The sequence below is a fragment of the Micromonospora sp. LOL_014 genome, from assembly GCF_048060245.1.
GTDB lineage: Bacteria > Actinomycetota > Actinomycetes > Mycobacteriales > Micromonosporaceae > Micromonospora_E.
In genome coordinates this window covers 195,187-221,212 of sequence record NZ_JBHMIP010000005.1, presented here as the reverse complement: position 1 = coordinate 221,212, position 26,026 = coordinate 195,187, and the positions used below count along the sequence as shown (strand labels likewise).

Annotated in this window: 20 protein-coding genes and 1 pseudogene; 18 read left to right on the top strand and 3 right to left on the bottom strand. The window is 72.0% G+C overall.

Annotated elements, in window-relative coordinates; all coding sequences use genetic code 11:
- Positions 1-12 precede the first annotated feature (12 nt).
- Positions 13-2,226 carry an ATP-dependent DNA helicase RecG gene (gene recG / locus ACFHW1_RS06950; RefSeq protein WP_416615084.1) on the top strand — a complete coding sequence of 738 codons (2,214 nt, stop codon included), beginning with the start codon at positions 13-15 and terminating at the stop codon, positions 2,224-2,226.
- A gap of 147 nt (positions 2,227-2,373) precedes the next feature.
- Here recG and ACFHW1_RS06945 read toward each other — a convergent pair whose 3' ends face one another.
- Complete coding sequence (locus ACFHW1_RS06945) at positions 2,374-2,841, bottom strand: LPXTG cell wall anchor domain-containing protein (RefSeq protein ID WP_416590270.1); 468 nt, start codon at positions 2,839-2,841, stop codon at positions 2,374-2,376.
- A gap of 435 nt (positions 2,842-3,276) precedes the next feature.
- On the opposite strand from ACFHW1_RS06945, the gene rsmD reads away from it, so the two are divergent.
- The 8 genes from rsmD to mutM all read left to right on the top strand — a co-directional run bounded on the left by rsmD (position 3,277) and on the right by mutM (position 8,738).
- A complete protein-coding gene (gene rsmD, locus ACFHW1_RS06940; RefSeq protein WP_416553116.1) occupies positions 3,277-3,840 on the top strand; it encodes a 16S rRNA (guanine(966)-N(2))-methyltransferase RsmD in 564 nt (187 codons plus the stop codon).
- The gene (gene coaD, locus ACFHW1_RS06935; RefSeq protein ID WP_278167761.1) at positions 3,837-4,331 is read left to right on the top strand and encodes a pantetheine-phosphate adenylyltransferase; all 495 of its coding nucleotides are present in this window, start codon (positions 3,837-3,839) and stop codon (positions 4,329-4,331) included. Before rsmD ends, coaD begins: the two co-directional genes overlap by 4 nt.
- Positions 4,332-4,549: 218 nt before the next feature.
- Positions 4,550-5,047, top strand: a complete 498-nt coding sequence (locus tag ACFHW1_RS06930) for a hypothetical protein (protein WP_123604406.1) — start codon at positions 4,550-4,552, stop codon at positions 5,045-5,047.
- Positions 5,048-5,128: 81 nt separating this feature from the next.
- The gene (locus tag ACFHW1_RS06925; protein ID WP_416553114.1) at positions 5,129-5,692 is read left to right on the top strand and encodes a YceD family protein; all 564 of its coding nucleotides are present in this window, start codon (positions 5,129-5,131) and stop codon (positions 5,690-5,692) included.
- 5 nt (positions 5,693-5,697) lie between these two features.
- Positions 5,698-5,871, top strand: coding sequence for a 50S ribosomal protein L32 (gene rpmF / locus ACFHW1_RS06920; RefSeq protein WP_123600480.1), 174 nt, complete (start codon positions 5,698-5,700; stop codon positions 5,869-5,871).
- Between the two features lie 133 nt (positions 5,872-6,004).
- Positions 6,005-6,985: a phosphate acyltransferase PlsX gene (locus ACFHW1_RS06915; protein WP_416553164.1), complete on the top strand. Its 981-nt coding sequence runs from the start codon at positions 6,005-6,007 to the stop codon at positions 6,983-6,985.
- Entirely contained in the window at positions 6,982-7,842 is an 861-nt protein-coding gene (gene rnc, locus ACFHW1_RS06910; protein WP_416553112.1) for a ribonuclease III, read from the top strand. The genes ACFHW1_RS06915 and rnc overlap by 4 nt, the downstream gene beginning before the upstream one ends.
- A 41-nt stretch (positions 7,843-7,883) precedes the next feature.
- On the top strand, positions 7,884-8,738 hold the full coding sequence (gene mutM, locus ACFHW1_RS06905; RefSeq protein WP_416590266.1) for a bifunctional DNA-formamidopyrimidine glycosylase/DNA-(apurinic or apyrimidinic site) lyase: 855 nt from the start codon (positions 7,884-7,886) through the stop codon (positions 8,736-8,738).
- Between the two features lie 11 nt (positions 8,739-8,749).
- Here the strand turns inward: mutM and ACFHW1_RS06900 are convergent, their stop codons facing one another.
- A complete protein-coding gene (locus ACFHW1_RS06900; protein ID WP_416615083.1) occupies positions 8,750-10,273 on the bottom strand; it encodes a CAP domain-containing protein in 1,524 nt (507 codons plus the stop codon).
- A 415-nt stretch (positions 10,274-10,688) separates the two neighbouring features.
- On the opposite strand from ACFHW1_RS06900, the gene ACFHW1_RS06895 reads away from it, so the two are divergent.
- Both ACFHW1_RS06895 and smc read left to right on the top strand, forming a co-directional pair.
- Complete coding sequence (locus tag ACFHW1_RS06895; protein WP_123600485.1) at positions 10,689-10,883, top strand: hypothetical protein; 195 nt, start codon at positions 10,689-10,691, stop codon at positions 10,881-10,883.
- Positions 10,884-11,165: 282 nt separating this feature from the next.
- Positions 11,166-14,741: pseudogene (smc, locus tag ACFHW1_RS06890) on the top strand (chromosome segregation protein SMC); the annotation flags it as partial.
- A gap of 34 nt (positions 14,742-14,775) precedes the next feature.
- On the opposite strand, the gene ACFHW1_RS06885 reads toward smc, so the two are convergent.
- A complete protein-coding gene (locus ACFHW1_RS06885) occupies positions 14,776-16,557 on the bottom strand; it encodes an alkaline phosphatase D family protein (protein ID WP_416553106.1) in 1,782 nt (593 codons plus the stop codon).
- A gap of 251 nt (positions 16,558-16,808) precedes the next feature.
- Here ACFHW1_RS06885 and ftsY point away from each other — a divergent pair, with 251 nt between their 5' ends.
- From ftsY to ACFHW1_RS06850, 7 genes are all read left to right on the top strand, one after another.
- Positions 16,809-18,020, top strand: a complete 1,212-nt coding sequence (ftsY, locus tag ACFHW1_RS06880; protein WP_416553104.1) for a signal recognition particle-docking protein FtsY — start codon at positions 16,809-16,811, stop codon at positions 18,018-18,020.
- Positions 18,021-18,026: 6 nt separating this feature from the next.
- Entirely contained in the window at positions 18,027-18,857 is an 831-nt protein-coding gene (locus tag ACFHW1_RS06875; protein ID WP_416553102.1) for a phosphotransferase, read from the top strand.
- 331 nt (positions 18,858-19,188) lie between these two features.
- Positions 19,189-20,442, top strand: coding sequence for an ammonium transporter (locus tag ACFHW1_RS06870; RefSeq protein WP_416553100.1), 1,254 nt, complete (start codon positions 19,189-19,191; stop codon positions 20,440-20,442).
- Between the two features lie 24 nt (positions 20,443-20,466).
- Entirely contained in the window at positions 20,467-20,805 is a 339-nt protein-coding gene (locus tag ACFHW1_RS06865) for a P-II family nitrogen regulator (protein WP_199757473.1), read from the top strand.
- 34 nt (positions 20,806-20,839) lie between these two features.
- Positions 20,840-23,095 (top strand): [protein-PII] uridylyltransferase, encoded by a 2,256-nt coding sequence (locus ACFHW1_RS06860; protein ID WP_416615081.1) that lies wholly within the window; start codon positions 20,840-20,842, stop codon positions 23,093-23,095.
- 178 nt (positions 23,096-23,273) lie between these two features.
- On the top strand, positions 23,274-24,830 hold the full coding sequence (gene ffh / locus ACFHW1_RS06855; protein WP_416553096.1) for a signal recognition particle protein: 1,557 nt from the start codon (positions 23,274-23,276) through the stop codon (positions 24,828-24,830).
- A 20-nt stretch (positions 24,831-24,850) separates the two neighbouring features.
- A complete protein-coding gene (locus tag ACFHW1_RS06850) occupies positions 24,851-25,930 on the top strand; it encodes an amidohydrolase family protein (protein WP_416553094.1) in 1,080 nt (359 codons plus the stop codon).
- The last annotated feature ends 96 nt before the right edge of the window (positions 25,931-26,026 follow it).

The window sequence follows — 26,026 nt, the reverse complement described above, 5'->3', positions numbered from 1 at the left end:
GTTGGAGGCCGGATGACGCAGCCGTGCACGATGGACACTCCGCTGAAGGTCAACCTGGGCGCGAAGACCGCCAAGGCGATGGCCGACCACCTCGACCTGCACACCGTCGGGGACCTGCTCTACCACTTCCCGCGCCGCTACGACCAGCGCGGCGAACACACCGACATCCGCTCGCTGGAGGTGGGGGAGCAGGTCACCGTCCTGGGCCAGGTGCGGCGGACCACCGTACGGCCGATGCGCCAACGGCGCGGCAAGCTGCTCGAAGTGGTCGTCGAGGACGGCACCGGCGGCACCCTGACGTTGACCTTCTTCGGCAACCAGGCGTGGCGGGAACGGGACCTGAAACCGGGCCGCTGGGGGCTGTTCGCCGGCAAGGTGACCGAGTTCCGGGGCGTACGCCAGCTCAACGGCCCCGAGTACGTGCTGCTCGGGGACGGCGCCGCCGACGGCGAGGTGGCCGCCGAGGACCCGGTGGAGGAGTTCGCCGGTGCGCTGATCCCGGTCTACCCGGCCGCCGCCGCCGTACCGACCTGGGTGATCGCCCGCTGCGTCCGGACCGTGCTGGACGTGCTCACCCCACCCGAGGATCCGATGCCGGCGGCGGTACGGGCCAGCCGCAACCTGCTCGGCCTGCACCCGGCGCTGCGGCAGATCCACCGCCCGGCCGACGAACCCGAGCTGTTCCAGGCCCGGCGGCGGCTCAAGTGGGACGAGGCGTTCGCCGTACAGCTGACGTTGGTGCAGCGCAAGCTGCGCGCCGCCGACTGGCCGGCGCGGCCCCGGCCCCGCGCGGACGCCGGCCTGCTGGCCGCGTTCGACGCCCGCCTGCCGTACGAGCTGACCGACGGTCAGCGGCGCATCGGCGAGGAGATCGCCGCCGACCTGGCCACCGCGCATCCGATGCACCGGCTGCTGCAGGGCGAGGTCGGCTCCGGTAAGACGGTGTGCGCGCTGCGAGCGATGCTGCAGGTCGTCGACGCCGGCGGGCAGGCGGCGCTGCTCGCCCCGACCGAGGTGCTCGCCGCCCAGCACCACCGGGGCATCCAGGAGCTGCTCGGCCCGCTGGGGCGGGCCGGTGAGCTGGACGGCGACCCGGCCGGCACCCGGGTGACGCTGGTCACCGGGTCGCTGGGCGCGGCGGCCCGCCGGGCCGCCCTCGACGAGGTCCGCGACGGCCGGGCCGGCATCGTCATCGGCACCCACGCCCTGCTGTACGAGGGCGTCGACTTCGCCGACCTGGGCCTGGTCGTCGTCGACGAGCAGCACCGGTTCGGGGTGGAGCAGCGCGACTCGTTGCGGGCCAAGGCCGAGCAGCCGCCGCACGTGCTGGTGATGACCGCCACCCCGATCCCGCGCACCGTTGCCATGACCGTGTACGGCGACCTGGAGGTCTCCGCGCTCACCCAGCTGCCCGGCGGCCGGTCGCCGATCGTCTCGCACGTGGTGCCGGCGGCGGAGAAGCCGGCCTTCCTGGAGCGGGCCTGGCGGCGGGTACGCGAGGAGGTGGCCGCCGGCCATCAGGCGTACGTGGTCTGCCCGCGCATCGGTGACGCGACCGGAACCGGCGCCGACGAGGAGCCCTCCGGCGACGGCGACGATCCCGGGGCGCGGCGGCCGCCGCTGGCGGTGACCGAGGTGGCGCCGCTGCTCGCCGACGGGCCGCTGCACGGGCTGCGGATCGAGGTGCTGCACGGTCGGCTGCCGGCCGACGCCAAGGACGCGGTGATGCGCTCCTTCGCCGCCGGTGACGTCGACGTGCTGGTCGCCACGACGGTGGTCGAGGTGGGGGTGAACGTGCCGAACGCCACCGTGATGATCGTGCTGGACGCCGACCGGTTCGGGGTGTCGCAGCTGCATCAGCTGCGCGGCCGGGTTGGTCGGGGCTCGGCGGCCGGGCTGTGCCTGCTGGTCACCGACGCCGCCGAGGGCACGCCGGCCCGCGAGCGGCTGGACGCGGTCGCGTCGACCACCGACGGGTTCCGCCTGGCCGAGCTGGATCTGGAGCAGCGCCGCGAAGGTGACGTGCTGGGCGCGACCCAGTCGGGTCGCCGGTCCCATCTGCGGCTGTTGTCGCTGCTGCGCGACGCCGACCTGATCGGGCAGGCCCGGGCCGAGGCGATCGACCTGCTCGACGACGATCCGGAGCTGACCCGGCATCCGGCGCTGGCGGCATCCGTCGGCACCCTGGTCGACGCCGAACGCGCCGAGTACCTGGAGAAGGGCTGAAATCACGGCCGGGAGCGGCTGCGGCGGACCGGGGTACGGCTGCGGCCGGACAGGCGGAAGGGCGCCGACCGGGGGGATCGTCGACGCCCTTCCAGGGGTGGTGCGGGGGGATGACTTGTCAGTCAGTCACGACCCAGGGTGGCTGACTCAGGCGGTGAAGGTGACCCGCCGACGACGCGCCAGGTAGAACAGCACGCCACCGATGGCCAGCAGCGCGATGGCGCCAGCGGCGAGACCGCCAGCGGCGGCACCGGTGACCGGCAGGGAACCGCCGCCCTCGCCACCGGTGTCACAGTCCTCCGGCAGCTCCCAGGCGAAGGCCTCGGACTCGTCCTCGAAGCCCTCGACGACCAAGGTGACCGCAAGGCCCTCGAACGCGTCGAACTCGGCCACGCCCGACTCACCGGGGCCGACGGTGACGGTGCGGGTGTCGCCCTCGTTCGGTACGAAGTCGACGGTGATGGTCTCGCCGTCCTCCGGATTGTTGATCGTGAAGATCAGCTGGTCGCAGGTGGACTCGATGATGCGCTCGGGCTCGCTGGGCTCCACCGCCGGCGGCTCGGTTGGCTCCGGCGTGACCGGCGCGGTCGGGCTCGGTTCGACGCTCGGCTGCACGGTCGGCTCGGTAGCGGAGACTTCAGACGGTTCACAGGTACTCCCGAGTGAGGGGTTCAGGGGCCCGGCGCGGACGTGCGGCAACCTGACTGGTGAGGTGCAGTCGATGATTGGTGCGACAACGACCCGTGTCGTGCGTCGTGTCGGCGTTGTCCCACCGGCACAGCGCCTGACCTTAGCTGTTCCTGAACTGACAGGGTGCCCCACAGGTCCGGCTAAGGATGATGTTGTCGTTCCGAGATATTTCATAGACGCAACGTGTTTGCCGTCCGCTTTCCGAGTGGTCGTTGCCCACTCGGGTGTCTCTTTGCAACAACAGACGCACCTGGTCACACGAGGGCGGATTAAGCCGTCCGGGTCGGCATTCGACCGGTTCGGCTGATCGCGTAGCGTGCCGGGGATGAGTGCACCGGCCGCCGTGGGGGTCCGCCGCCGATGACCCGGATCATCTCCGGCCGGCTCGGCGGCCGGCGGATCGCCACACCGCCTGGCGCGAACACCCGGCCCACCTCCGACCGGGTCCGTGAGGCACTGTTCAGCACCCTCGGCACGATGACCGACCTGGTCGGGGCGCGGTTCGCCGATCTCTACGCGGGCAGCGGCGCGGTGGGTCTGGAGGCGCTGTCCCGGGGCGCCGAACACGTCCTGCTGGTCGAGTCCGACGCGCGGGCCGCCCGTACCGTGCGGGCGAACATCGCCGCGCTGGGAGCTGGCACCGGTGCGCGGCTGATCACTGCCAAGGTCGCGACCGCGCTGGCCACGCCGCCGGACGGCGGCGGCTACGACGTGGTCTTCGCCGACCCGCCGTACGCGGTGACCGACACCGAACTCCGGACCGCCCTGGACAGTCTCGTCGGCGGCGGCTGGCTCGCCCCGTACGCCGTCGTGGTGATCGAGCGGTCCGCCCGGGGACCGGCGTTGACCTGGGTGGAAGGCGTCACTGCCGAGCGCGGGCGGCGTTACGGCGAGACCATGCTTTGGTACGGTCGGCGATCATGAGACGAGCGGTGTGCCCCGGCTCTTTCGATCCGGTCACCAACGGACATCTCGACATCATCGGCCGGGCCAGCCGGCTGTTCGACGAGGTCATCGTGGGTGTCCTGATCAACCAGTCCAAGGCTGGCCTGTTCACCATCGACGAGCGAATATCGATGCTCCGCGAAGTAACCGGGTCGTACCGCAACGTTCGGGTCGCTTCGTTCCGTGGCCTACTGGTGGATTTCTGCCGTGCTCAGGAGGCGGCCGTCGTGGTCAAAGGCCTGCGGGCGGTCAGCGACTTCGACTACGAACTGCAGATGGCACAGATGAACATTGGCCTGGCCGGGGTGGAGACGCTGTTCATGCCGACCAACCCGCTCTACTCGTTCCTCTCTTCCAGCCTGGTCAAGGAGGTCGCCAAGTGGGGCGGTGACGTCTCGGCCCACCTGCCCGAGGCGGTCCACGACCGGCTGCTCGCCCGGGTCACCGCGCCGCCGACCCAGCAGGTGTGAACCGGGCTGGCCCGGCAGCTCCGGGCGGGCCGACCGAGCCGCGATGAACCGCCCGGCGCGTCGCGACGCGCCCGAACTCGGGGTGGGATGGACCACATGTCGTCCTGGGTCGCATCATGATGGAGCGCCGACCGGTCCGGCAGTTGGGATGATGACGTTCTGGCCCGGCCTTGCCATCATGGTGGGTCGACCCTCCGACAACAGGGAGTGAGATGCCGGTGGATCCATTCGACCGCATCGACGAGATCATCGCGATGGTGGAGACCGCGCGGGCCGTGCCGATGTCCCGGAACAACTGCATGATCGACCGGGCCGAGATGATCGGTGTCCTGGACCAGTTCCGGGCCGAGCTCCCCGCCGACCTGCGCCGGGCGGCGGCGCTGCTGGAGGAACGCGACAAGATCATGGACGCCGGCAAGCGCGAGGCGGACCGCATCATCAGTGAGGGCGAGGCCGAGCATGCCCGGCTGGTGTCGGTGAACGAGATCACCGTCTCCGCCGAGCACGAGGGTGCGCGGATCGTCGCCGAGGCCCGCGCCGAGGCGCAGCGGCTGCGCGCCGAGGTCGACGACTACGTCGACACCGCGTTGGCCAACTTCGAACAGTTCCTTACCCGGGCGCTGGCTTCGATAGAGCGTGGCCGGGACAAGATGCACGCGTTGCGGGAGATCGGTACCTTCTCCGGTGAGGAGAACGAACGCCCGCTGCCCTTCTGACTGACCGGTGCCCCGGTTCGACGCCGTCGCCGCTGCTCGGGTAACCTGTTTTGTCGGCCTCTACCAGGCCGGAGTCCAACTATGCGCAATCACTCGTCGAAGACACTCAACCCCAGGTCGCCGCTGGTTCTCGACACCCGGGAACTGCCGCGTCGCCCTGGCGCGTTGCGTACGGTGAGCCGGGTGGTGCCCGCGCCGGCGGACCTCGGGCTGGAGCTGAACGGCGTACCGGAAGGTGCCGACCTGAGCCTCGATCTACGGCTCGAGTCGGTCTCCGAAGGGGTGCTCGTTTCCGGGACGGTCTCCGGACCGGTCTCCGGCGAGTGCGGGCGGTGCCTGCGCTCGATCAGCGAGTCGCTGACCGTCCCGATCCAGGAGCTGTACGCATACGAGAACAGCACCACGGACGAGACGGCCGACATCGACGAGGTGGGCCGGTTGCAGGGCGATCTGATCGACCTGGAGCCGGCACTGCGGGACGCGGTGGTGCTTGCACTGCCGACCACCCCGCTGTGCCGCAGCGACTGCCCTGGGCTGTGCCCCGACTGCGGGGTGCACTGGGACGAGCTGCCGGACGACCACAACCACCAACAGGTCGACCCGAGGTGGGCCGGCCTGTCGCAACTGACCCGCCAAGAGGAGTAAGAACCGTGGCCGTTCCCAAGCGCCGGATGTCCCGCAGCAACACCCGTTCCCGCCGGTCCCAGTGGAAGACCACGCCGGTGGTGACCGTCGAGTGCCCGCAGTGCAAGTCCGCGAAGCTGCCGCACACCGCGTGCACCGTCTGCGGCACCTACAACGGCCGCCAGGTCATCGAGGTCTGATCCGGTCGTCGTGACGCCGCCGGTCTTCGACCGGGCGGCGCGGATCTCCCGGCGAACGCCGGGTGCCTCGTCCCAGGAGCCGGCCGGTCGGTCGGCACCGGCCGGCGCTGACTCCGGGACCGGCACCTCGCGGATCGCCGTCGACCTCCTCGGCGGGGATGGGGCACCCGCCGTCGTGGTTGACGGCGCTCTGCGCGCCTGCCGCGCCGATCCCGATCTCCAGCTCCTGCTCGTCGGCCCGCCGGATGCGGCGGACGACGTTCGCGCCGCGCTGCCCGACGAGCAGCGGAGCCGGATCACCGTACGGCCGACGGGTGACACCGTCCGCGCGGCGGCCGACACCGGCGAGCTTTCCGTCACCGCCGCGGGTTCTGTCACCGGCCGGGCCGACGAATCGATCCGGGCCGGCATGGCCGCCGTCGCCGACGGCGCGGCCGACGCGTTCATCTCCGCTGGGTCCAGCGGCGCGATCGTCACCGCCGCCGCGCTCGGTCTCGGCCGGTGGCCGACCGTACGCCGGCCCGCCCTGGTCGTCACCCTCCCGGCGGTCGCCGGCCCGGTGGTGCTGCTCGACGTCGGCGCCACAGTAGAGGCGCGCCCGGCCACCCTGACCCAGCACGCCCTGTTCGGGGCCGCATACGGTGCCGTGCGGCTCGGCCTGGACCGGCCCCGGGTCGGACTGCTCTCGATCGGCGCCGAGCCAGGCAAGGGCGACCGGGTCCGGCGTACCGCCGACACTCTGCTGCGGAGCCTCACCCTGCCCGCCGACGGCCGGTATGTCGGCTTGGTCGAAGGACACGACGTCATGCTCGGCGACGGCATCGACGTGGTAATCACCGACGGCTTCACCGGGAACGTGCTGCTCAAGGGCATCGAAGGTGCGTACGCGATGGCCGGCGGCCCGGAACCGGGCCGGGTCGCGCCCCGGGCGGCGGCCCTGCTCGGCGTCGCCGGGACGGTGGTCGTCTGCCACGGTGCCGCCACCGGTGCCGACATCGCCACCGGTATCACCCTCGCCGCCGGACTGCACCGTGGCCGGGTGACCTCGACTCTCGCCCGGATGCTCGATGACATCACCCGGCTGATCGCAGAACAGGACGAGGTATCGCCATGAGTAACAACCAGTCCCGTCGTCCGCCGGTTGCGCACCTGGAGGCCGCGTTCGGTGTGGCGTTCGAACCGGATCTGCTGGAACGGGCGTTGACCCACCGGTCGTACGCGTACGAGAACGGCGGTCTGCCCACCAACGAGCGGTTGGAGTTCCTCGGCGACTCGGTGCTCGGCGTGGTGATCACCTCGGCGCTGTTTCACAGCCACCCCGACCTGCCGGAAGGGCAACTGGCCAAGCTTCGGGCCAGCGTGGTCAACATGCGGGCGCTCGCCGAGGTGGCCCGGTCTCTCGGCCCGCAGGGGCTTGGCCCGTACCTGCTGCTCGGCAAGGGGGAGGAGAGCACCGGCGGGCGGGACAAGGCGAGCATCCTGGCCGACACCCTGGAGGCGCTACTCGGTGCGATCTACCTGCAGTACGGGCTGGACACCGCGTCAATCGTGATCCGCCGGCTGTTCGACCCGTTGATGGCGGACTCCGCGAGCCGGGGCGCCGGGCTGGACTGGAAGACCAGCCTGCAGGAGCTGACCGCGACCCTCGGGCTGGGCGTACCCGAGTACCGCATCGACGACGCCGGTCCGGACCACGCAAAGACCTTCACCGCCTGGGTGGTGGTCGCCGGACAGCGCTACGGCGGGGCCGAAGGCCGCAGCAAGAAGGAGGCTGAGCAGCGGGCCGCCGAAGCCGCGTGGCGTACCCTTTCCGCGCAGATGGTGGACTCCACCGCGGTCGCCGGCACCGCAGCGGCCGTTGACCAGCCGGGTCCGGCTTCCGACGCCGACGCCGGTCCGCCGGGCGAGGTCGCTGCCGGTCCGCCGGAGCCCGAGGACGGGCCGCCGGCCAGCCCGTCCGCCCAGGTCTGAGCACGAGAACACCACCGGCACCGGTCGGAGAAAGGCATGTCATGCCAGAGCTGCCCGAGGTCGAGACGGTCCGGCAAGGGCTGGCTGGCTGGGTGATCGGCCGGCGGCTGGACACCGTGGAGGTGCGCCATCCCCGGGCGATTCGCCGGCACCTGCCCGGCCCGGTGCACTTCGCCGCCGTACTCGCCGGCCGGCAGATCATCGACGTACGCCGCCGTGGCAAGTACCTGTGGCTGCCGCTGGACAGCGGCGACGCGGTGGTCGGCCATCTCGGCATGTCCGGACAGCTGCTGCTGCAGCCGGCCCACGCCCCGGACGAGACGCACCTGCGGGTCCGTTTCCGGTTCGTCGACGGCGACCCGCAGCTGCGCTTCGTCGACCAGCGGACGTTCGGCGGGCTCGCTGTGTCGGCCGGTGGCGCCGAGTTACCGGCCGAGATCGCGCACATCGCCCGGGATCCGCTCGACCCGGACTTCTCCGACACTGCGTTCGTCGCAGCGGTACGCCGACGTCGCACCGAGATCAAGCGGGCACTGCTTGACCAGTCGCTGATCTCCGGGATCGGCAACATCTATGCCGACGAGGCGCTGTGGCGGGCCGGCCTGCACGGCACCCGACCGACCGACCGGCTGCCGGCCGCGACGGTCACCAGGCTGCTGGCACAGGTACGGGACGTGCTGCGGGCGGCAGTTACCGAGGGCGGCACCAGTTTCGACGCGCTCTACGTCAACGTCAACGGCGAGAGCGGCTACTTCGACCGGTCACTCAATGTGTACGGGCGGGAGGATCAGCCCTGCGCCCGGTGCGGGGCGCTGATCCGCCGGGAGTCGTTCATGAACCGGTCGTCGTTCAGCTGCCCGCGCTGCCAACCTAGGCCGCGGGCCGTTCGCCGCTGACCGACGTCAGCTCAGCGCGCCGACCCGAACATCTGCGTCCAGTAGAGGGTCCCGTTCGACGAGGTGGCCGTGCCGACCCCCATGGCGACCGCGTCGCAGTTGAGGATGTTGGCCCGGTGGCCCGGGCTGTTCAACCAGCCCTCCATGACCGCCTCGGCGGTGGGGTAGCCGGCCGCCACGTTCTCGCCGATCGCCTGCTCGTAGCCGGCCCGCTTGGCGCGTTCCCACGGGTCGCTGCCGTCGCTGCCTTCGTGCGACATGTCGTTGTTGGTTGCCTGGTCCTCGCTGTGCAACCGGGACGCCTCGGTCAACTGGTCGTTGATTGTCACCGCGCCGCACCCGTTGTCGTCGCGCGCCGCGTTGACCAGCGCCAGGACCTGCTGCTGCCGGCTGGTGTCCCCGGTGGCGGTCTGCTGCGGCGCGGCGCTGGTCTTCGCCGGCGCGGCGGTCGTGCGCTCCGGACGGGAGCTTTCCGGGGCGGCGGCGCTACGGCGTGGGCTCGGGGCAGCCGAGGTCGGCGGTGGCGGTGCGGGGCTCACAGCCGGGGTCGGGGCGGCACCGAGTTCGGCGTCGAGCACCTCCGGCTCGCCGATCTGCGGGTCCTCCGTACCAGCGGACTGTTCGGTGAGTGGGTCGGTGACCGGATCGACATCCGTTGCCACGACGGTGTCGTCGGTGCCATCGGTTGAGTCGTCGCCGAACCCGGCGCGTAGCATCGCGCCGCCGCCACCGATCGCCACCAGCAGCACGACGACCAGCGTGGCCAGGGTGACCGGCCCGACGGCGAGCCGGCGCCGTCGGCCGTCGGCAACCTCCGGGTCGGAGTCGTCGCGCGCGTCGGACCGCCGCCGACGGGCGACGCGGGTCAGCGACCCGGTGTCGGTCGGGACCTCACGCGGACCCCGGTCGTCGTCGGTCCAGCGATCGTCGCCGCTGGCCCAGCCGTCGTCACCACCGGGCCAGCCGTTGGCCTCGCCGGGTCCGTCGGCCAGGTCTCGCAGCACGCTGTACCGGTGCGTCTCGGTCTCGTCGTGCCGGGTGTCGCGGCCGGCCCCGTCGTGTCCGTGCGGAGCCCCGGCGTACCCCGGTCCGTCGGCGTACCCCGGTCCGTCGACGTACCCCGGCCCGTCCGGGCGGGCGGTCAGGTGGGTGTCGTACCCGTCGTCGGTGGGGAGGCCGTACGGCTGCGGGTGGTGTTCCGCCCCGCCGGGGAGCTGTCCGGTCGGGTCGGCGGGGTAGCCGCCGTGGTCCACGCCGTCGTACGCCGGGTGACCGCCGCCGCCGTAACTGCCGAGGTCGTAACCGCCGTCGCCGGGGAACCGGCCGGCGGTCGGGTAATCGTCGGCCGTCGCCAGGCCGGAGTACTCGTCGGCCGACGAAGGGCCGGGTCGCCAGCCGGCGTCGAGGTGGCCACGCCAGGAACTCTGTCCGAACCGGTCGGTGTCCCAGCCGGCATCACCGAATGCGGTGTGGCCAGCGGGCGGCGTCGGATCGCCGGGGATGGATCCATCGACCCGGTCGTTGCGCCGGTACAAGGTCGTTGCCTCCGCAGGTGGGTGGTCGGCCCAACGGGCCGCGTCCGGTGGGACCGGGGCGCTGTGCCGGGTGCGACGCTAAGGCGTCCGGTCGCGCCCGGCAACGCTGCTAAGACAAACCGGCGATGCCGCTAAGGAAGAGATAAGGCGGACAGCTGTCCGGCTGAGGTTCTGCCGTTGACACTGTGATCTGTGCCGCTAAACCACCGCTCTTCGTACCTTTTGGGCGATAGATTCGTGAAGGAGGTGGGGATCCACGTCTGGTGGAACTTGACGAAGCGGCGACTTCGGCGGACCATGGGGGTGTCGCCAGTCGCGCCCAGTCGCGCCCCCGCATGCCCGGGGGTTGACCGACGTGAGGGTTCACGGGCGCGCGTTGGCCGGCCTTTCCGGCAGCGCATTACAAGGAGACGAAATGGCGAAGGCCCTCTACGGCCACGTTGGTGCAGCACCCGACCGGCGCCTGCTCGACGAGGTCACCCGATTGCGTGCCACTGTACAGGCACTGGAGTTCGAGATCACCCGACTGCGGGCGGAGAACGACCGGCTCGCCGCAGCGGTCGCCGAAAGCGACGACCTGCTGCGGATCCCCGAGCCTGCGCTCACCTGATCTCCACGGGCGCCGGTGCAGGCCGGCGCCCGCCGCCAGTGACCGTACGTACCGCTGATCGCACGCACCCCGCGCGCCGACACTCAAGTGCCGGCGCGCAGCTTTTTGTCCGGCCCCGTCCGTTGCCCCGTTCACGTCCGTCCGTCTGCGGCCCGGTCCGGGCCCCGGCCACGGTGTCCCAGCCGCGTCGGATCCGGTGCCCGTCCGACCGACGGGTTAGCCTGTGCCGTACTGACCAGCACTGACGGCCGCACGGCGACCCGTCGGACGAGGAATCGGACCGTGCATCTCAAGAGTCTGACGGTGAAGGGCTTCAAGTCCTTCGCCTCCGCCACCACCCTGAAGCTGGAGCCCGGGATCACCTGCGTGGTCGGCCCGAACGGCTCCGGCAAGTCCAACGTCGTCGACGCCATCGCCTGGGTCCTCGGCGAGCAGGGCGCGAAGGCGCTGCGGGGCGGCAAGATGGAGGACGTCATCTTCGCCGGCACCGCCGGTCGGGCCCCGCTGGGCCGGGCCGAGGTCACGTTGACCATCGACAACACTGACGGTGCGTTGCCGATCGAGTACACCGAGGTGTCGATCACGCGCCGGATGTTCCGCTCCGGTGAGAGCGAGTACGAAATCAACGGCAACCACTGCCGGCTGCTCGACATCCAGGAACTGCTCTCCGACTCCGGCATCGGCCGGGAGATGCACGTCATCGTCGGCCAGGGTCAGCTCGACGCCGTACTGCACGCCAAGCCGGAGGACCGGCGGGCCTTCATCGAAGAGGCCGCCGGCGTGCTGAAACACCGCAAGCGCAAGGAAAAGGCGCTGCGCAAGCTGACCGCGATGCAGACCAACCTGGATCGGCTGACCGACCTGACCGGCGAGCTGCGCCGCCAGCTCAAACCGCTGGGCCGGCAGGCCGAGGTGGCCCGCCGGGCCGCCGGGATCCAGGCCGATCTGCGCGACGCCCGGCTGCGGCTGCTCGCCGACGACCTGACCACCCTGCGGACCACCCTCGACAAGGAGATCGCCGACGAGACGGCGCTGCGGCACCGACGCACCGAGGTGGAGTCCGAACACACCGAGGTGCAGTCCCGGCTGGCCGAACTGGAGTCGGCGCTGGCCGAGGACGCGCCGCTGCTCGCCGCCGCCCAGGACACCTGGTACAAGCTCGCCGCCCTGCAGGAACGCTTCCGGTCGACCGAGCAGCTGGCCGGGGAACGGCTGCGGCACCTGTCGGGGATGCCGGACGACGAGCGACCCGGGCGTGACCCGGACCAGCTCACCGACGAGGCGCACCGGGTCCGTGAGCAGGAGGAGGAGCTGCGGGCCGCGCTGACCGAGGACCAGATCCGTCTCGCCGAGGCAGTGGAGGGCCGCCAACAGCTGGAGACGCAGCTGGCCCAGGCCGAGCGGGCGCTGGTCGCCGCTGCCAAGGCGATCGCCGACCGGCGGGAAGGGCTGGCCCGGTTGACCGGACAGGTCAACTCCGCGCGGGCCCGTACCTCCAGCGCCGCTGACGAGATATCCCGGCTCACCGCCGCGCACGCCGATGCGCAGGCCCGCGCTGACCAGGCCCAGCAGGACCTGGACGCGGCCACCGAACTGTCCACCGAGGCGGACCGGGACAACGCCGACCTGGACGCCCGGTACGCCGAGGCGGTCGCCGCACACGACGCGGCCGCCGCGCAGGTACGGCAGCTGTCCGACGCCGAGCGGAGGGCGGAGAAGGAGGCCGCCACCTGGCAGGCGCGGGAGGACGCGCTGGCGATGGGGTTGCGCAGGGGCGACGGTGCCGGCGCGCTGCTGGCCCGGGCCGACCAGGTGCCCGGCCTGCTGGGCAGCCTGGCCGGCCTGCTCACCGTCGCGCCCGGACACGAGGCGGCGCTGGCCGCCGCGCTGGGCGGTCTCGCCGACGCGGTGGCGGTCACCGGCGTCGACGAGGCGGCCGAGGCGATGCGGCTGCTCAAGATCCAGGACTCCGGTCGGGCCAGCCTGCTGGTCGCCGGGCCCGCCGGGCCGGGGATGATCGGCTCGCCGGACACCCTGCGGCCGGCCCTGCCGCCCGGGGCGACCTGGGCACCGGACGTGGTCAGCTGCCCCGACGAGCTCCGGCCGGCACTGCACCGGGCGCTGCGGGACGTGATCCTGGTCGGCGACCTCGCGGCGGCCACTGCGGCCGCCGCCGACCATCCGCAGCTGCGGGCGGTCACCCCGGACGGCGACATCGTCGGCGCCTACGCCGCCGCCGGCGGATCCGCCAAGGCCCCCAGCTTCATCGAGGTACAGGCGGCGGTCGAGGAGGCCCGCAGCAACCGGCTCACCGCCGAAGCCACCGTCGCCGAGCTGCGCGGGCAGCTCGACACCGCGCGGGAGGCGGCGGCCGGCCTCAAGGAGCAGGTCGCGCAGGCCGCCGCCGACCGGCGGCAGGCGGAGGGGCAGCGTAACGCCGCCGCTCGCCGGCTCGCCGAACTCGGCGCTGCGGCCAGGTCGGCACGGGCCGAGGCGGAGCGGCTCGGCGCCTCCCGGGACAAGGCCGCCGAGTCCCGGGACCGAGACTTGGCCACGCTGGAGGAGCTGGAGGAGCGGCTCCGGCTGGCCGAGGCGACCCCGATCGACGAGGAGCCGTCGACCGCCGAACGGGACTCCCTCGCCGCGATGCTGCCCGGTGCCCGGCAGAACGAGATGGAGGTCCGACTCGCCGTCCGCACCGCCGAGGAGCGGGTATCGTCGATCGCCGGCCGGGCGGACTCACTGCTGCGGCAGGCGGCGGCCGAGCGGGCCGCGCGGGAACGCGCCGCCGCCCGCCGGGCCGCCCGGGCCCGGGGCGCGCAGATCGCCCGCGCGGTCACCGCCGGGGCCCGGTTCGCGCTGACCAGGCTGGCCGACTCGATGGTCGACGCGGCCGCCGCCCGTGACGAGATCGCCAGCGCCCGCGCCGCGCGGGAGGCCGAGCTGCAGGAGGTACGCGGCGCGGCCAAGCGTCTCGGGGCTGAGCTGGAGCGGCTGACCAGCGCGGTGCACCGCGACGAGGTGGCCCGCGCCGAGCAGCGGCTGCGCATCGAGCAGCTGGAGGCGAAGGCGGCCGAGGACTTCTCGCTGGACGTGGAGACCCTGCTCGTCGAGTACGGCCCGCACCAGCCGGTGCCGCCCACCCAGGCCCAACTGGCGGCGGCCGCCGCCGAGGGCAAACCGGAACCGCAGCCGGTGCCGTTCGACCGGGCCACCCAGGAGAAGCGGTCGGCGAAGGCGGAACGGGAGCTGGCCCTGCTCGGCAAGGTCAACCCGCTGGCGTTGGAGGAGTTCGCCGCGCTGGAGGAGCGGTACAAGTTCCTCTCCGACCAGTTGGAGGACCTGAAGGCGACCCGCAAGGACCTGCTCACCGTCGTCGCGGACGTGGACGACCGGATCCTCGAGGTTTTCTCCAGCGCGTACGCCGACACGGCCCGCGAGTTCGAGCAGGTGTTCACCGTGCTGTTCCCGGGTGGCGAGGGACGGCTGGTGCTCACCGACCCGGACGACCTGCTGACCACCGGGGTGGAGGTGGAGGCCCGGCCACCGGGCAAGAAGATCAAGCGGCTGTCGCTGCTGTCCGGCGGGGAGCGGTCGCTGACCGCCGTCGCCATGCTGGTAGCCATCTTCCGGGCCCGGCCCAGCCCGTTCTACATCATGGACGAGGTGGAGGCGGCGCTGGACGACGTCAACCTCGGCCGGTTGATCACCCTGATGGCCCAGCTGCGGGACCGCAGCCAGCTGATCATCATCACCCACCAGAAGCGGACCATGGAGGTCGCCGACGCACTGTACGGCGTCACCATGCGCAACGGTGTCACCCAGGTGATCAGCCAGCGGCTCAAGTCGGCCGACGAGTCGGCTGGTCCGACCGTGCCGGAGCCGCCAACGCCTACTGCGGAAGCCCCGCAGCCTGCTGAGGAGGCCGAGGCGCCGGCTGCACCGTCGGATCGGTGAGCTGGCGGCGGGCCACCTCACGCAGCGCGCCGTCGGCCGTTGTGCCCTCCAGCGTCACCTCGGCCGTCGCGCCGTTGTGCAGCAGCGTACTGACCGCGTTGCCGAAGTACGGACCGTCCAGTTTGCGCCAGCGCACCGACGGCCTCGGCAGTCCGGCGGAGCGGGCCAGCGCCCGCAGCGCCGCCGTCGGCCCCCGCCACCAGCCCAACCGCATCAACGGCCGCATCAGCGCCGGCACCTGGTTGTGGATCGGTGAGCAGGTGAGCTGGTGCACCGGGGTGCGAACCTGCCCAGGCAGCGCGGCCCGCGCCACGTACGAGTGGTGCACGTCGCCGGAGAGCATGCTGATCGAGGCCGGCGGCGGGTGACCTGGCCCGGCACCGACCCGGGCGAACAACTGCCCGAGGTCGTCGAAGGAGCGCCGGAACGCGGCCCAGTGCTCCAGGTCCAGGACCTGGCGCAGCCACTCCGACGACGCCGCGACCCACCGCCGGGGCGACTCGGCCAGCCGTTCGTTCCACGACTCGAGGTGGTGGATGCCGGGCGGCATCAGCCAGGGCAGCGACGCGCCGACCACCAGATGGTCGTAGCGGCCGTGGGCCCGATCGGTGAACCAGGCCCACTCACCGGCTGGCAACATGCTGCGTGCCCCCGGCCGCAGTACCCGGCTGCACCGGTTGTCCAGCACGATCACCCGGGTCCGGCCGACGTCCAGCGAGAAGCTCCACTGGTACTGCACCTGCGACCAGCGCTGCGGGTCGTGCGCGACGTCCGCCTCGGCGTCCACCCGGGCGCCGAATTCGCGCAGCACATCGGTGGCGTCGTCGGCGGCGGTGACCGCCCGGAACACCGGGTCGGCGGCGACCTCGTCCGGGGCCAGGTTGCCCAGGTGCTGGTAGACCCAGTAGGAGGCGAGTCCGCTGCTGATCCGCTCCGGCCACCAGGGCTCGCCGCGCATCCGCGCCCGCCAGGCGGCCGAGGTGTTCCAGTCGTCGATCACCTCGTGGTCGTCGAAGATCATCACGCTGGGGACGGTCGACAGCAACCAGCGGATCTCCGGGTCCCGCCACGACTCCAGGTACAGCCGGGTGTACTCGGGGAAACTGACCACCTGGTCGGCTGGGGCACCGGGCGGCAGCCCACGATGTCGCCGCCGCCGCCGCAGGAACCGTCGGATCACCGGCGACGTCTCGTCGGCGTACACCTGATCGCCGAGCAGGAGCAGCAGGTCGGGCCAGTCGCCGCCGGCCGGGTCCAGGCCGGCCAGCCGCCGGGCGTACGCGTCGAGCGCGTCCGGCGGCAACCGTCGGGCGGTGGAGTGCTGGGTGGTCTCCCGGCAGGATCCGAAGATCAGCCGCACCGGCTGGGCGTCGTCGTCGGCCCGCCGGGTCCGGATCACACTGCCCGGGTACGGCGAGTCCGGCTCCGGCCAGACCCGCCGGTCGTCGAGGAAGACCTCGTAGCGGTGGCTGGAGCCGGGGGCCAGCCCGTCGACCACCACGAGCGCGTAGTGGTGCCCGAACGCGCTGAAGGTGCGGGCCGAACCGCCCGCCGTGCCCGTCGTCGCGACCCGTACCGTGGCCGGGGCGTCGGTCTCCACCCAGACGGTGGCCTGCCCGCCGACCACCCGCCGCAGCAACGGCCCGATCAGTAGCCGGGGGCCGGCCGCCGGTCGGAGCTGCGGGTCCGGTCCACCGGCGGTTGTGCCGTCGGTCACCGGTGGTCCCTGCCGGGCTGGTGTGCAGACATGGTCGACCTTTCGCCAGGGACGCGGGACGGCCTCTTTTGTACCCCGCATGCAGGCCCGTCACCCAGTTCCCCGACCTGTTCCTGTGGGGTGTGGTCGCCGGCCGGCGACGCGGGTGGTAGGGGTGTGGTCGCCGGCCGGCGACACTGTACCGGGGGGCGGGTGTCACCGATGGGTGCGGTGGGCGGGACGCGGTCGCGGCCATCTGTCAGGATTTCCGCATGGATTACCTCGTCCTTGCCGCGATCCTGCTCGGTGTGCTGCTGCTCGCCGGTCTGGGGCTGGTGGTGCCCCGGTTGCGCCGGCAGCCTCCGCTGCCGCCCGCGCCGCCGACCCCGCTCGGCGGCGAGCAGCCGCAGGAGCGCCCACCGACCGACGCCGACGGCGAGCGTCCGGTCGGCATCGCGGTCGAGGACCGTCCGGTCGCGCCACCGGCCGAACCGGAGCAGGCACCCGCGGAGCCGGTGGCACCGGCCCCGCCGACCCTGGAACGTCCGGAGCCCACGGCCGGGCGGCTGGTCCGGCTGCGGACCCGGCTGTCCCGGTCGCAGGGCCTGCTCGGCAAGGGGCTGCTGAACCTGCTCTCCCGGGACCGGCTGGACGAGGAGGTCTGGGAGGAGATCGAGGAGAGCCTGATCACGGCGGACGTCGGCATCGAGCCGACCCGGGAGATTGTCGACCGGCTGCGGGAGCGTACCCGGGTCCTCGGCACCCGCAGCGCCGCCGAACTGCGTACGCTGCTCACCGAGGAGCTGGTCGCCGCGCTGGACCCGCAGCTCGACCGGGCGTTGAACACCGGCGGCGAGCCGAGCGTGGTGCTGGTCGTCGGGGTCAACGGGGCCGGCAAGACCACCACCTGCGGCAAGATCGCCCGGGTGCTGGTCGCCGACGGCCGTACCGTGCTGCTGGGTGCCGCCGACACGTTCCGCGCCGCCGCCGCCGATCAGCTGACCACCTGGGCCTCCCGGGTCGGGGCCGAGGTGGTCCGCGGCCCGGAGGGCGCGGACCCGGCCAGCGTCGCCTTCGACGCGGTGAAGCGGGGCATCGACACCAAGGTCGACGCGGTGCTGATCGACACCGCCGGTCGGTTGCAGAACAAGATCGGCCTGATGGACGAGCTCGGCAAGGTCAAGCGGGTGGTGAGCAAGCATGGTCCGGTGCACGAGACACTGCTCGTGCTGGATGCCACCACCGGGCAGAATGGGTTGGAGCAGGCCCGGGTGTTCACTGAGGCGGTGGAGGTGACCGGGGTGGTGCTGACCAAACTCGACGGCACAGCCAAGGGCGGTATCGTCATTGCGGTGCAGCGCAAACTCGGCATTCCGGTCAAACTGGTCGGTCTCGGGGAAGGTCCGGACGACCTCGCCCCGTTCGATCCGGCGCAGTTCGTCGACGCCCTGATGGGCGCCGATCCACGTGAGATGGATGCGTAGCCTCGGGTGACGTACCGCAATCAGGAGCCACGTCTCGGGAGACCGTACGTGACCCAGCAGGAAATCCCACTGCGTGGCGGCAACGTCAGCACCGTGGTGCGGGTCGGAGACACCGTCCGGCGCAACGTCGGCCCGTGGACCCCCTCGGTGCACGCGCTGCTGCGGCATCTGGAGTACGTCGGGTTCACCGGCTCGCCCCGGGCCCTCGGCATGGACGAACGCAACCGCGAGGTCCTCTCCTACGTCGAGGGGGAGTGCGGCGAGTATCCGCTGGCGCCGCACTGGGTAAGCGACGAGGCGCTGGTCACCGTCGCGACGATGTTGCGGATGTTCCACGACGCCCAGTACGGGTTCAATCCGCCGCGTAGCGCGGTCTGGCGTTCGTTCGGCCCGCCGCCGCCGGACACCGAGGTGATCTGCCACCACGACGCGGCCCCGCACAACGTCATCTGGCGTCCGGACGGCACCCTCGCCCTGATCGACTTCGACCTGGCGTCGCCGGGGGCGCGGATCTACGACGTCGCGTACGCCGCGTGGACCTGGGTGCCGCTCTTCTCCGACCGGGACTCCTACACGCTGGGCTGGCGGCAACCGGACCGGCCGCGCCGGCTACGGCTGTTCGCCGACGCGTACGGGCTGATCCCCCGCGACCGGCACCGGCTGGTCCGGACCATCCGTAAGCGGGTCGTTGACCATGTGGAGGGGATCCGGCGGATGGCCGCCGCCGGAGATCCGGCGTTCGTCCGGATCGTGCACAAGGGCCATCTCCGCCGGCCGATGCGGGACCTGCGGCTGCTCGACTACGAACGACACATCCTGGAGTACGCGTTGCGCTGACCCGCGGCGGGCCGGGGCGGCAGTGGTCCGGGGACAGGTGACGAGTTCTGTCGTCCTCCGGACAGCCGGCGGTGGCTAATCGGTTGATCTGGCCCTGCCTGATCTGGCGATAGTGAAGTGTTCTTCACATGTTGGAAACAACCCGTCACGTGTTGGAAACGGCACGGGCACCCTGCGTGAAACAGCTGCCCAGCAAGCTTCGCGCAACCGGCGAACGGGCGATGCTGCCTCTTGGAGCCGGTTATGTTTCCAACTGAGAGGAGGCAGCGTGCCGGAACTAGATTCTGGTGCCACCGCCTGGATTTTGACTTCAGCCGCCCTGGTGTTGCTCATGACGCCCGGATTGGCGCTGTTCTATGGTGGCATGACGCGGTCCAAGTCCGTGCTCAACATGATGATGATGAGCTTCGGTGCGATCGGCCTGGTCAGCCTGCTGTGGGTCTGCTACGGCTACAGCATCGCCTTTGGCACCGACGTCGGCGGTGTCACCGGTGACCTCTCCATGGCCGGCCTGCGCGGCATGCTCGAGTCGGGCTCCGAGGGCGGCATCCCGGACCTGCTGTTCGTCGTCTTCCAGATGATGTTCGCGATCATCACCGTCGCACTGATCAGCGGTGCGATCGCGGACCGGGCGAAGTTCGGCGCCTGGCTGCTCTTCGCCGGCCTGTGGGCCACCCTGGTCTACTTCCCGGTCGCGCACTGGGTGTGGGGCGGCGGCTGGATCTTCGAGCTCGGCGTCCTCGACTTCGCCGGTGGTACCGCGGTGCACATCAACGCCGGTGCTGCGGCGCTCGCGCTGGCCCTGGTGCTCGGCAAGCGGGTCGGCTGGCCGAAGGACAAGTTCAAGCCGCACAACCTGCCGATGGTCCTGCTCGGCGCCGGCCTGCTGTGGTTCGGCTGGTTCGGCTTCAACGCCGGCTCCGCAGTCGCCGCCGACGGTGCCGCCGCGGTCGCCTTCATCAACACCCAGGTGGCCACCGCGGCCGCCGTGCTGGGCTGGATCGTCGTCGAGTGGTTCCGTGACGGCAAGCCGACCACCCTCGGCGCCGCCTCCGGTGCCATCGCCGGTCTGGTCGCCATCACCCCGGCCTGTGCCTTCCTGGAGCCGCTCGGGGCGATCGCGCTCGGCATCATCGCCGGTGTGGTCTGCGCCCTGGCGGTCGGCCTCAAGTACAAGCTCGGGTACGACGACTCGCTCGACGTGGTCGCCGTGCACATGATCGGCGGCATCATCGGTTCGCTGCTGATCGGCTTCCTGGCCGTCGAGGTGCTGGCCGGAGAGGGCAACGCCGGACTCATCTACGGCGGTGGCATCGACCTGCTCGGTCTGCAGGCGCTCGGTGTGGTCGCGGTGCTGGTCTACTCGTTCGTCGTCGCCTACATCATCGGCTTCGCGATCGAGAAGACCATCGGCTTCCGGGCCAGCGCCGACGCCGAGGTCGAGGGCATCGACACCGCCGAGCACGCGGAGAGTGCCTATGAGTTCGGTAGCACCTCGGGTGGCGGGTTCGCCGCCGCCGGCATCGGGAAGGCGCCCGCCGGTTCGGGCGAGTCCGCACCGGTCAGCGAGAAGGTCGCCGGATAACGTTCCCTGATGGAGGGGTTAGACATGAAGCTGGTGACCGCGGTCATCAAGCCGTACCAGCTCGACGCGGTCAAGGAGGCCCTGCACGCCCTCGGCGTCGCTGGCCTGACCGTGAGCGAGGTCCAGGGGTACGGACGTCAGAAGGGCCACACCGAGGTGTACCGGGGTGCCGAGTACACCGTCGAGTTCCTGCCGAAGATCCGGATCGAGGTGCTGACCGACGAGATCGACGTCGAGAAGGTCGTCGACGCGGTCGTCACGGCGGCCCGCACCGGGAAGATCGGCGACGGCAAGGTCTGGGTGACGGCCGTCGAGGACGTCATCCGGGTCCGCACCGGTGAGCGCGGTCTCGACGCGCTCTGAGCCGGCGAGCCCACCGAACCGGTAGGGAGAACACATGACCGACGGAGTCGGGGTCCGGCAGCGTTCAGCGGCCGGCCCCGGCCCGTCGCTGTCCGACGGCATCGGTGCCGCCGCCCGCGTGGACCGGGCGGCGGCACTCGATGTCTGGCTGACCTCGCTGATGCCGGCCGGGCTGACCGGTATCGCCCTGGTAGCGGTCGGCGGACTCGGCCGGCTGCAGTGCTCCCCGTACAGCGATCTCGATCTCGTGCTGCTGCACCGCGGCGTCGCCGGGATGGACGAGATCGCCGCCCGCCTCTGGTACCCGATCTGGGACGCCCGCCTCGGGCTGGACCACTCGGTGCGTACCCTGCCGGAGGCGCTGTCCGTCGCCCACGACGACGTCAAGGTCGCGCTCGGCCTGCTCGACGGCCGGCACGTCGCCGGCGACCGGCAACTCACCGCAGAGCTACAGGCCGCCGCGACCGACCAGTGGCGGCGCACCGCCGTCCGCCAACTGCCGGCGCTGCGCGAGGTCACCGAGGCCCGCTGGCGTACCCACGGCGAGCTGGCCTTCCTGCTGGAAGGCGATCTGAAGGAGGCCGCCGGCGGGCTGCGCGACGTCGGCATCCTGCGCGGCATCGCCCTCGCCGGCATCGCCGACAGCATGCGCCCGGCCGCCCGCGCGGCCCACCTGCGGCTGCTGGACACCCGCGACGCGCTGCATGTCGCTGTCGGCCGGCGGGTCGACCGGCTGGTGGCCCAGGAGCGTGTCACCGTCGCCGGCCTGCTCGACCTGGACGACCCGGACACCCTGCTGCGTCGGGTCGCCTCCGACGCACGCACCATCACCCACGCCCTCGACGACGCCTGGCGCAGCGCCGAGCGGTTGCGCTCGGGCCGTCGGCGCGGCGGCGGACCGCCGGTGCGCCGGCCGGTGGCCCGTGACGTGGTCGAGCACGACGGTGAGCTGGTCCTCGCCCGGACCGCGATCGGGGCCCGCCCGGACGCCAGCCTGTCGTTGCGGGTCGCCGCGGCCGCCGCCACCAGCCGGCTGCCGATCGCCCGGGCGACCTGCGAGTGGCTCGCCGCGTACTGCCCGCCGCTGCCGGCGCCGTGGCCGGACGCGGCCCGGGCCGCGCTGATCACCCTGCTCGGTGCCGGTCCCGGTCTGGTGCCCACCTGGGAGACCTGCGACCGGTACGGGCTGGTCGACGGCTGGCTGCCGGAGTGGCCCCGGATGCGCAGCCTGCCGCAGCACAACCCGGTGCACCGGTTCACCCTGGACCGGCACCTGGTTCAGGCGGCGCAGGAGGCGACCGGGTTCACCCGCGAGGTGGACCGGCCCGACCTGCTGCTGCTCGGTGCCTTCCTGCACGACGTGGGCAAAGGGCTGCCCGGCGACCACAGTACGGTCGGCGCCCCGGTGGCGGCGCGGATCGCCGCCCGGACCGGGCTGCCGCCGACCGACGTCGACATGATCGACAAGCTGGTCCGGCTGCACCTGCTGCTGCCGGAGGTGGCCACCCGGCGTGACCTCAGCGATCCGGTGACGATTTCCCAGGTCGCTGCTGCGGTGGGCGACACCACCACGCTCGGCCTGCTGCACGGGCTGGCCCGCGCCGACGCGCTGGCGACCGGTCCGGCGGCCTGGTCGGACTGGAAGGGACGGCTGATTGCCGAACTGGTCCGCCGAGTACACACCGCGCTGGACACCGGGGTGCTTCCCGAGCCACCGAGACCCGATCCGGCGCTGGTGGCGGGTCCGCTACCGGCCGTACACATCGATGGTGGCAACCGGGTCGCGGTGGCCGCCGCGGACCGGCACGGCCTGCTCGCCGCGGTCGCCGGCTGCCTGGCCCTGCACCGGCTGGACGTGCTGACCGCCGACGCCTCCACGGTCGACGGGCGGGCGTTGGTCGAGTTCCGGGTCCAGCCCCGGTACGGCACCCCGCCGGACACCATCGCGCTCACCGCCGACCTGCGGCGGGCGGTCACCGGTGACGTCTCGGTCACCCAGCGGCTTCGGGGCCGGGCACTCGCCGCCCGCCGGGCGGGGGCCGATTCCCGGGTGGTGTGGCACCGGGAGGCCGCCACCGACGCGGTGGTGCTGGAGCTGCGGGCGGCCGACTCGGCCGGCCTGCTCTACCGGGTGACCAGCGCGCTCGACGAGGCCGGCGCCCAGGTGCGGGCGGCCCGGATCTCCACCCTGGGTGGCGACGTGGTCGACGCCTTCTACCTGGTGGGGGTCGGCCCGGACGACGCCGAGCGGGCCCGACTCGAAGCCGCGGTGCTGGCCGCCGCCGGATGACCGGGCGGCGCAGCGGCGGAGCCGGGTGCCGGAGTGGCGAAAGCGGTCGGCTGATGCGGGCGGTGGAGTGGCAGAAGCGGTCGGTACGGACGGCGGCTAGGCTTGCCAGGTCGGGCGGAGTCCCGTCCCGACACCGCCGTGAGTTGCCCTGCCGGATCGACATACAGGATGTTGCGTCGTGTTTGACACTTTGAGTGATCGACTGTCCGGGATCTTCGGCAAGCTCCGGGGCAAGGGTCGGCTCACCGACGCCGACATCGACGCGACGGCCCGGGAGATCCGGCTGGCGCTGCTGGAGGCGGACGTCGCGCTGCCGGTGGTGAAGGCGTTCATCGGCCGGGTCAAGGAGCGCGCCCGTGGCTCCGAGGTCTCCCAGGCACTCAACCCGGCCCAGCAGGTCATCAAGATCGTGCACGAGGAGCTGGTCGGGGTCCTCGGCGGCGAGCAGCGCCGGCTTCGGTTCGCCAAGCAGCCGCCGACGGTGATCATGCTGGCCGGGTTGCAGGGTTCCGGCAAGACCACCCTCGCCGGCAAACTGTCCAACTGGCTCAAGGCGCAGGGGCACCAGCCGCTGCTGGTCGCCGCCGACCTGCAACGCCCGAACGCGGTCGGCCAGCTGCAGGTCCTCGGCGAGCGGGCCGGGGTCGAGGTGTTCGCCCCGGAGCCCGGCAACGGGGTCGGCGACCCGGTGGCCGTCGCGAAGGCGTCGATCGAGCACGCCCGCCGGTCGGCGCGCGACGTCGTCATCGTCGACACCGCCGGCCGGCTCGGCATCGACGCCGAGATGATGGCCCAGGCCGCCGCGATCCGCGACGCGGTCGCCCCGGACGAGGTCATCTTCGTCATCGACGCGATGGTCGGTCAGGACGCGGTCCGCACCGCCGAGGCGTTCCGCGACGGCGTCGGCATCACCGGCGTGGTGCTGTCCAAACTCGACGGCGACGCGCGCGGTGGTGCGGCGCTGTCCGTCCGGCAGGTCACCGGCGAACCGATCCTGTTCGCCTCCACCGGGGAGAAGCTGTCCGACTTCGACGTCTTCCACCCGGACCGGATGGCCAGCCGGATCCTCGGCATGGGCGACGTGCTCACTCTGATCGAGCAGGCCGAGCAGGCCTTCGACGCCGATCAGAAGGAGAAGATGACCGCCAAGCTGATGGGCGGCGAGCAGTTCACCCTGGAGGACTTCCTCGACCAGCTCATCGCGGTGCGCCGGATGGGGCCGATCGCCAACGTGCTGGCCATGATGCCCGGCATGGGGCAGATGAAGGACCAACTGGCCGAGGTCGACGACAAGCACTTCGACAAGGTCACCGCGATCATCCGCTCGATGACGCCCGGGGAGCGGAGCAACCCGAAGATCATCAACGGGTCGCGCCGGGCCCGGATCGCCAACGGCTCCGGGGTCACTGTGATGGACGTCAACCAGCTGCTCAACCGCTTCGCCGAGGCGCAGAAGATGATGAAGCAGATGGGCGGGATGATGGGTCTGCCCGGTGGCGGGCGGCGCAAGGCGACCAAATCGCCGAAGAACAAGCGCAAGGGGAACAAGGGCGGTAACCGTGGCGGCGGTGCCCGCCAGCGCGGCGGCGGGGTGCCGGCCGGCTTCCCGGGCGGTATGCCGCAACTGCCGCCCGGTCTCGACCCGAACGCGCTGGGCGGCGGCGACGGTCTGCCGCCCGGCTTCAAGCTTCCCAAGATCGACTTCAACAAATTGAACAAGCGGGAGAAAGGCTGAGCGCCGTCGACCCCGCAACCGTGCCGCTGCACGTCCGCGGGGTCGTACTGCCCGAGGACCGGACCCGGGACCTGTGGCTGGTCGGTGACCGGGTGACGCTGCACCCGGTGCCCGGCGCGACCACCGTGGTCGACGGCGGCTTCATCCTGCCCGGCTTGGTCGACGCGCACTGCCACCTCGGGATCGCCCGGGGCGGGACGCCGATCGACTCGCTCGACGACGCCCGCCGGCTGGCCGGGGTCGATCGGGACGCCGGCGTACTGGCGCTGCGCGATGCCGGGTCCCCGTACCCGTACCCGCAACTCGACGACGAACCGGATCTGCCCCGGCTGGCCCGTGCCGGCCGGCACGTCGCGCCGCCCCGGCGCTATCTTCGCGACATCGGCGTCGAGGTGCCAGCGGAGCGGTTGTCCGACACGGTGGCCGAGCAGGCCAGGGCGGGCAACGGCTGGGTCAAGTTGGTCGGCGACTGGATCGAGCGGTCCGCGGGGGACCTCGCCCCGGCCTGGTCGGCGGAGGCGATGACCGACGCCATCGCCACCGCGCACCGGGCCAACGCCCGGGTCGCCGCGCACACCTTCGACGAGGAGGCGGTACGGATCCTGGTCCGGGCCGGGGTCGACTCGGTCGAGCACGGCACCGGGCTGAGCCCGGACCTGATCGACGAGATGGCCCGCCAGCGGACCGCGCTGATCCCGACGATGATCAACATCGCGACGTTCGGCGGGATCGCCGACCGGGCGCGGGAGAAGTTCCCCCGGTACGCCGCCCACATGATCAGCCTGCGGGACGGGTTCCCCGAGGTGGTACGCGCCGCGCACGAAGCCGGCGTACCGGTCTTCGTCGGCACCGACGCCGGTGGCGGCATCGCCCACGGCCGGGCCGCCGACGAGATGCTCACCCTGCACACCGAGGCGGGCATGCCGGCCGAGGCGGTGCTGGCCGCCGCCTCCTGGGGCGCCCGGGACTGGCTCGGCTTCCCCGGCCTGGTCGAGGGCGGGCTCGCCGACCTGGTCGTGTATCCGGCGGACCCGCGCGCCGACCTGCGGGTGGTCCGCGCACCTGAGCGGATCATCCTGCGTGGGCGGGTGCTGCGCTGAGCTGGCCGCTGGTCTCGCGCTCACCGTGACGGCCGGTGCTGCGCTGACCCGTCGGCGGCGGGTGCGTCGCGCAGCCGCCACCGCCGGCGCATAGGA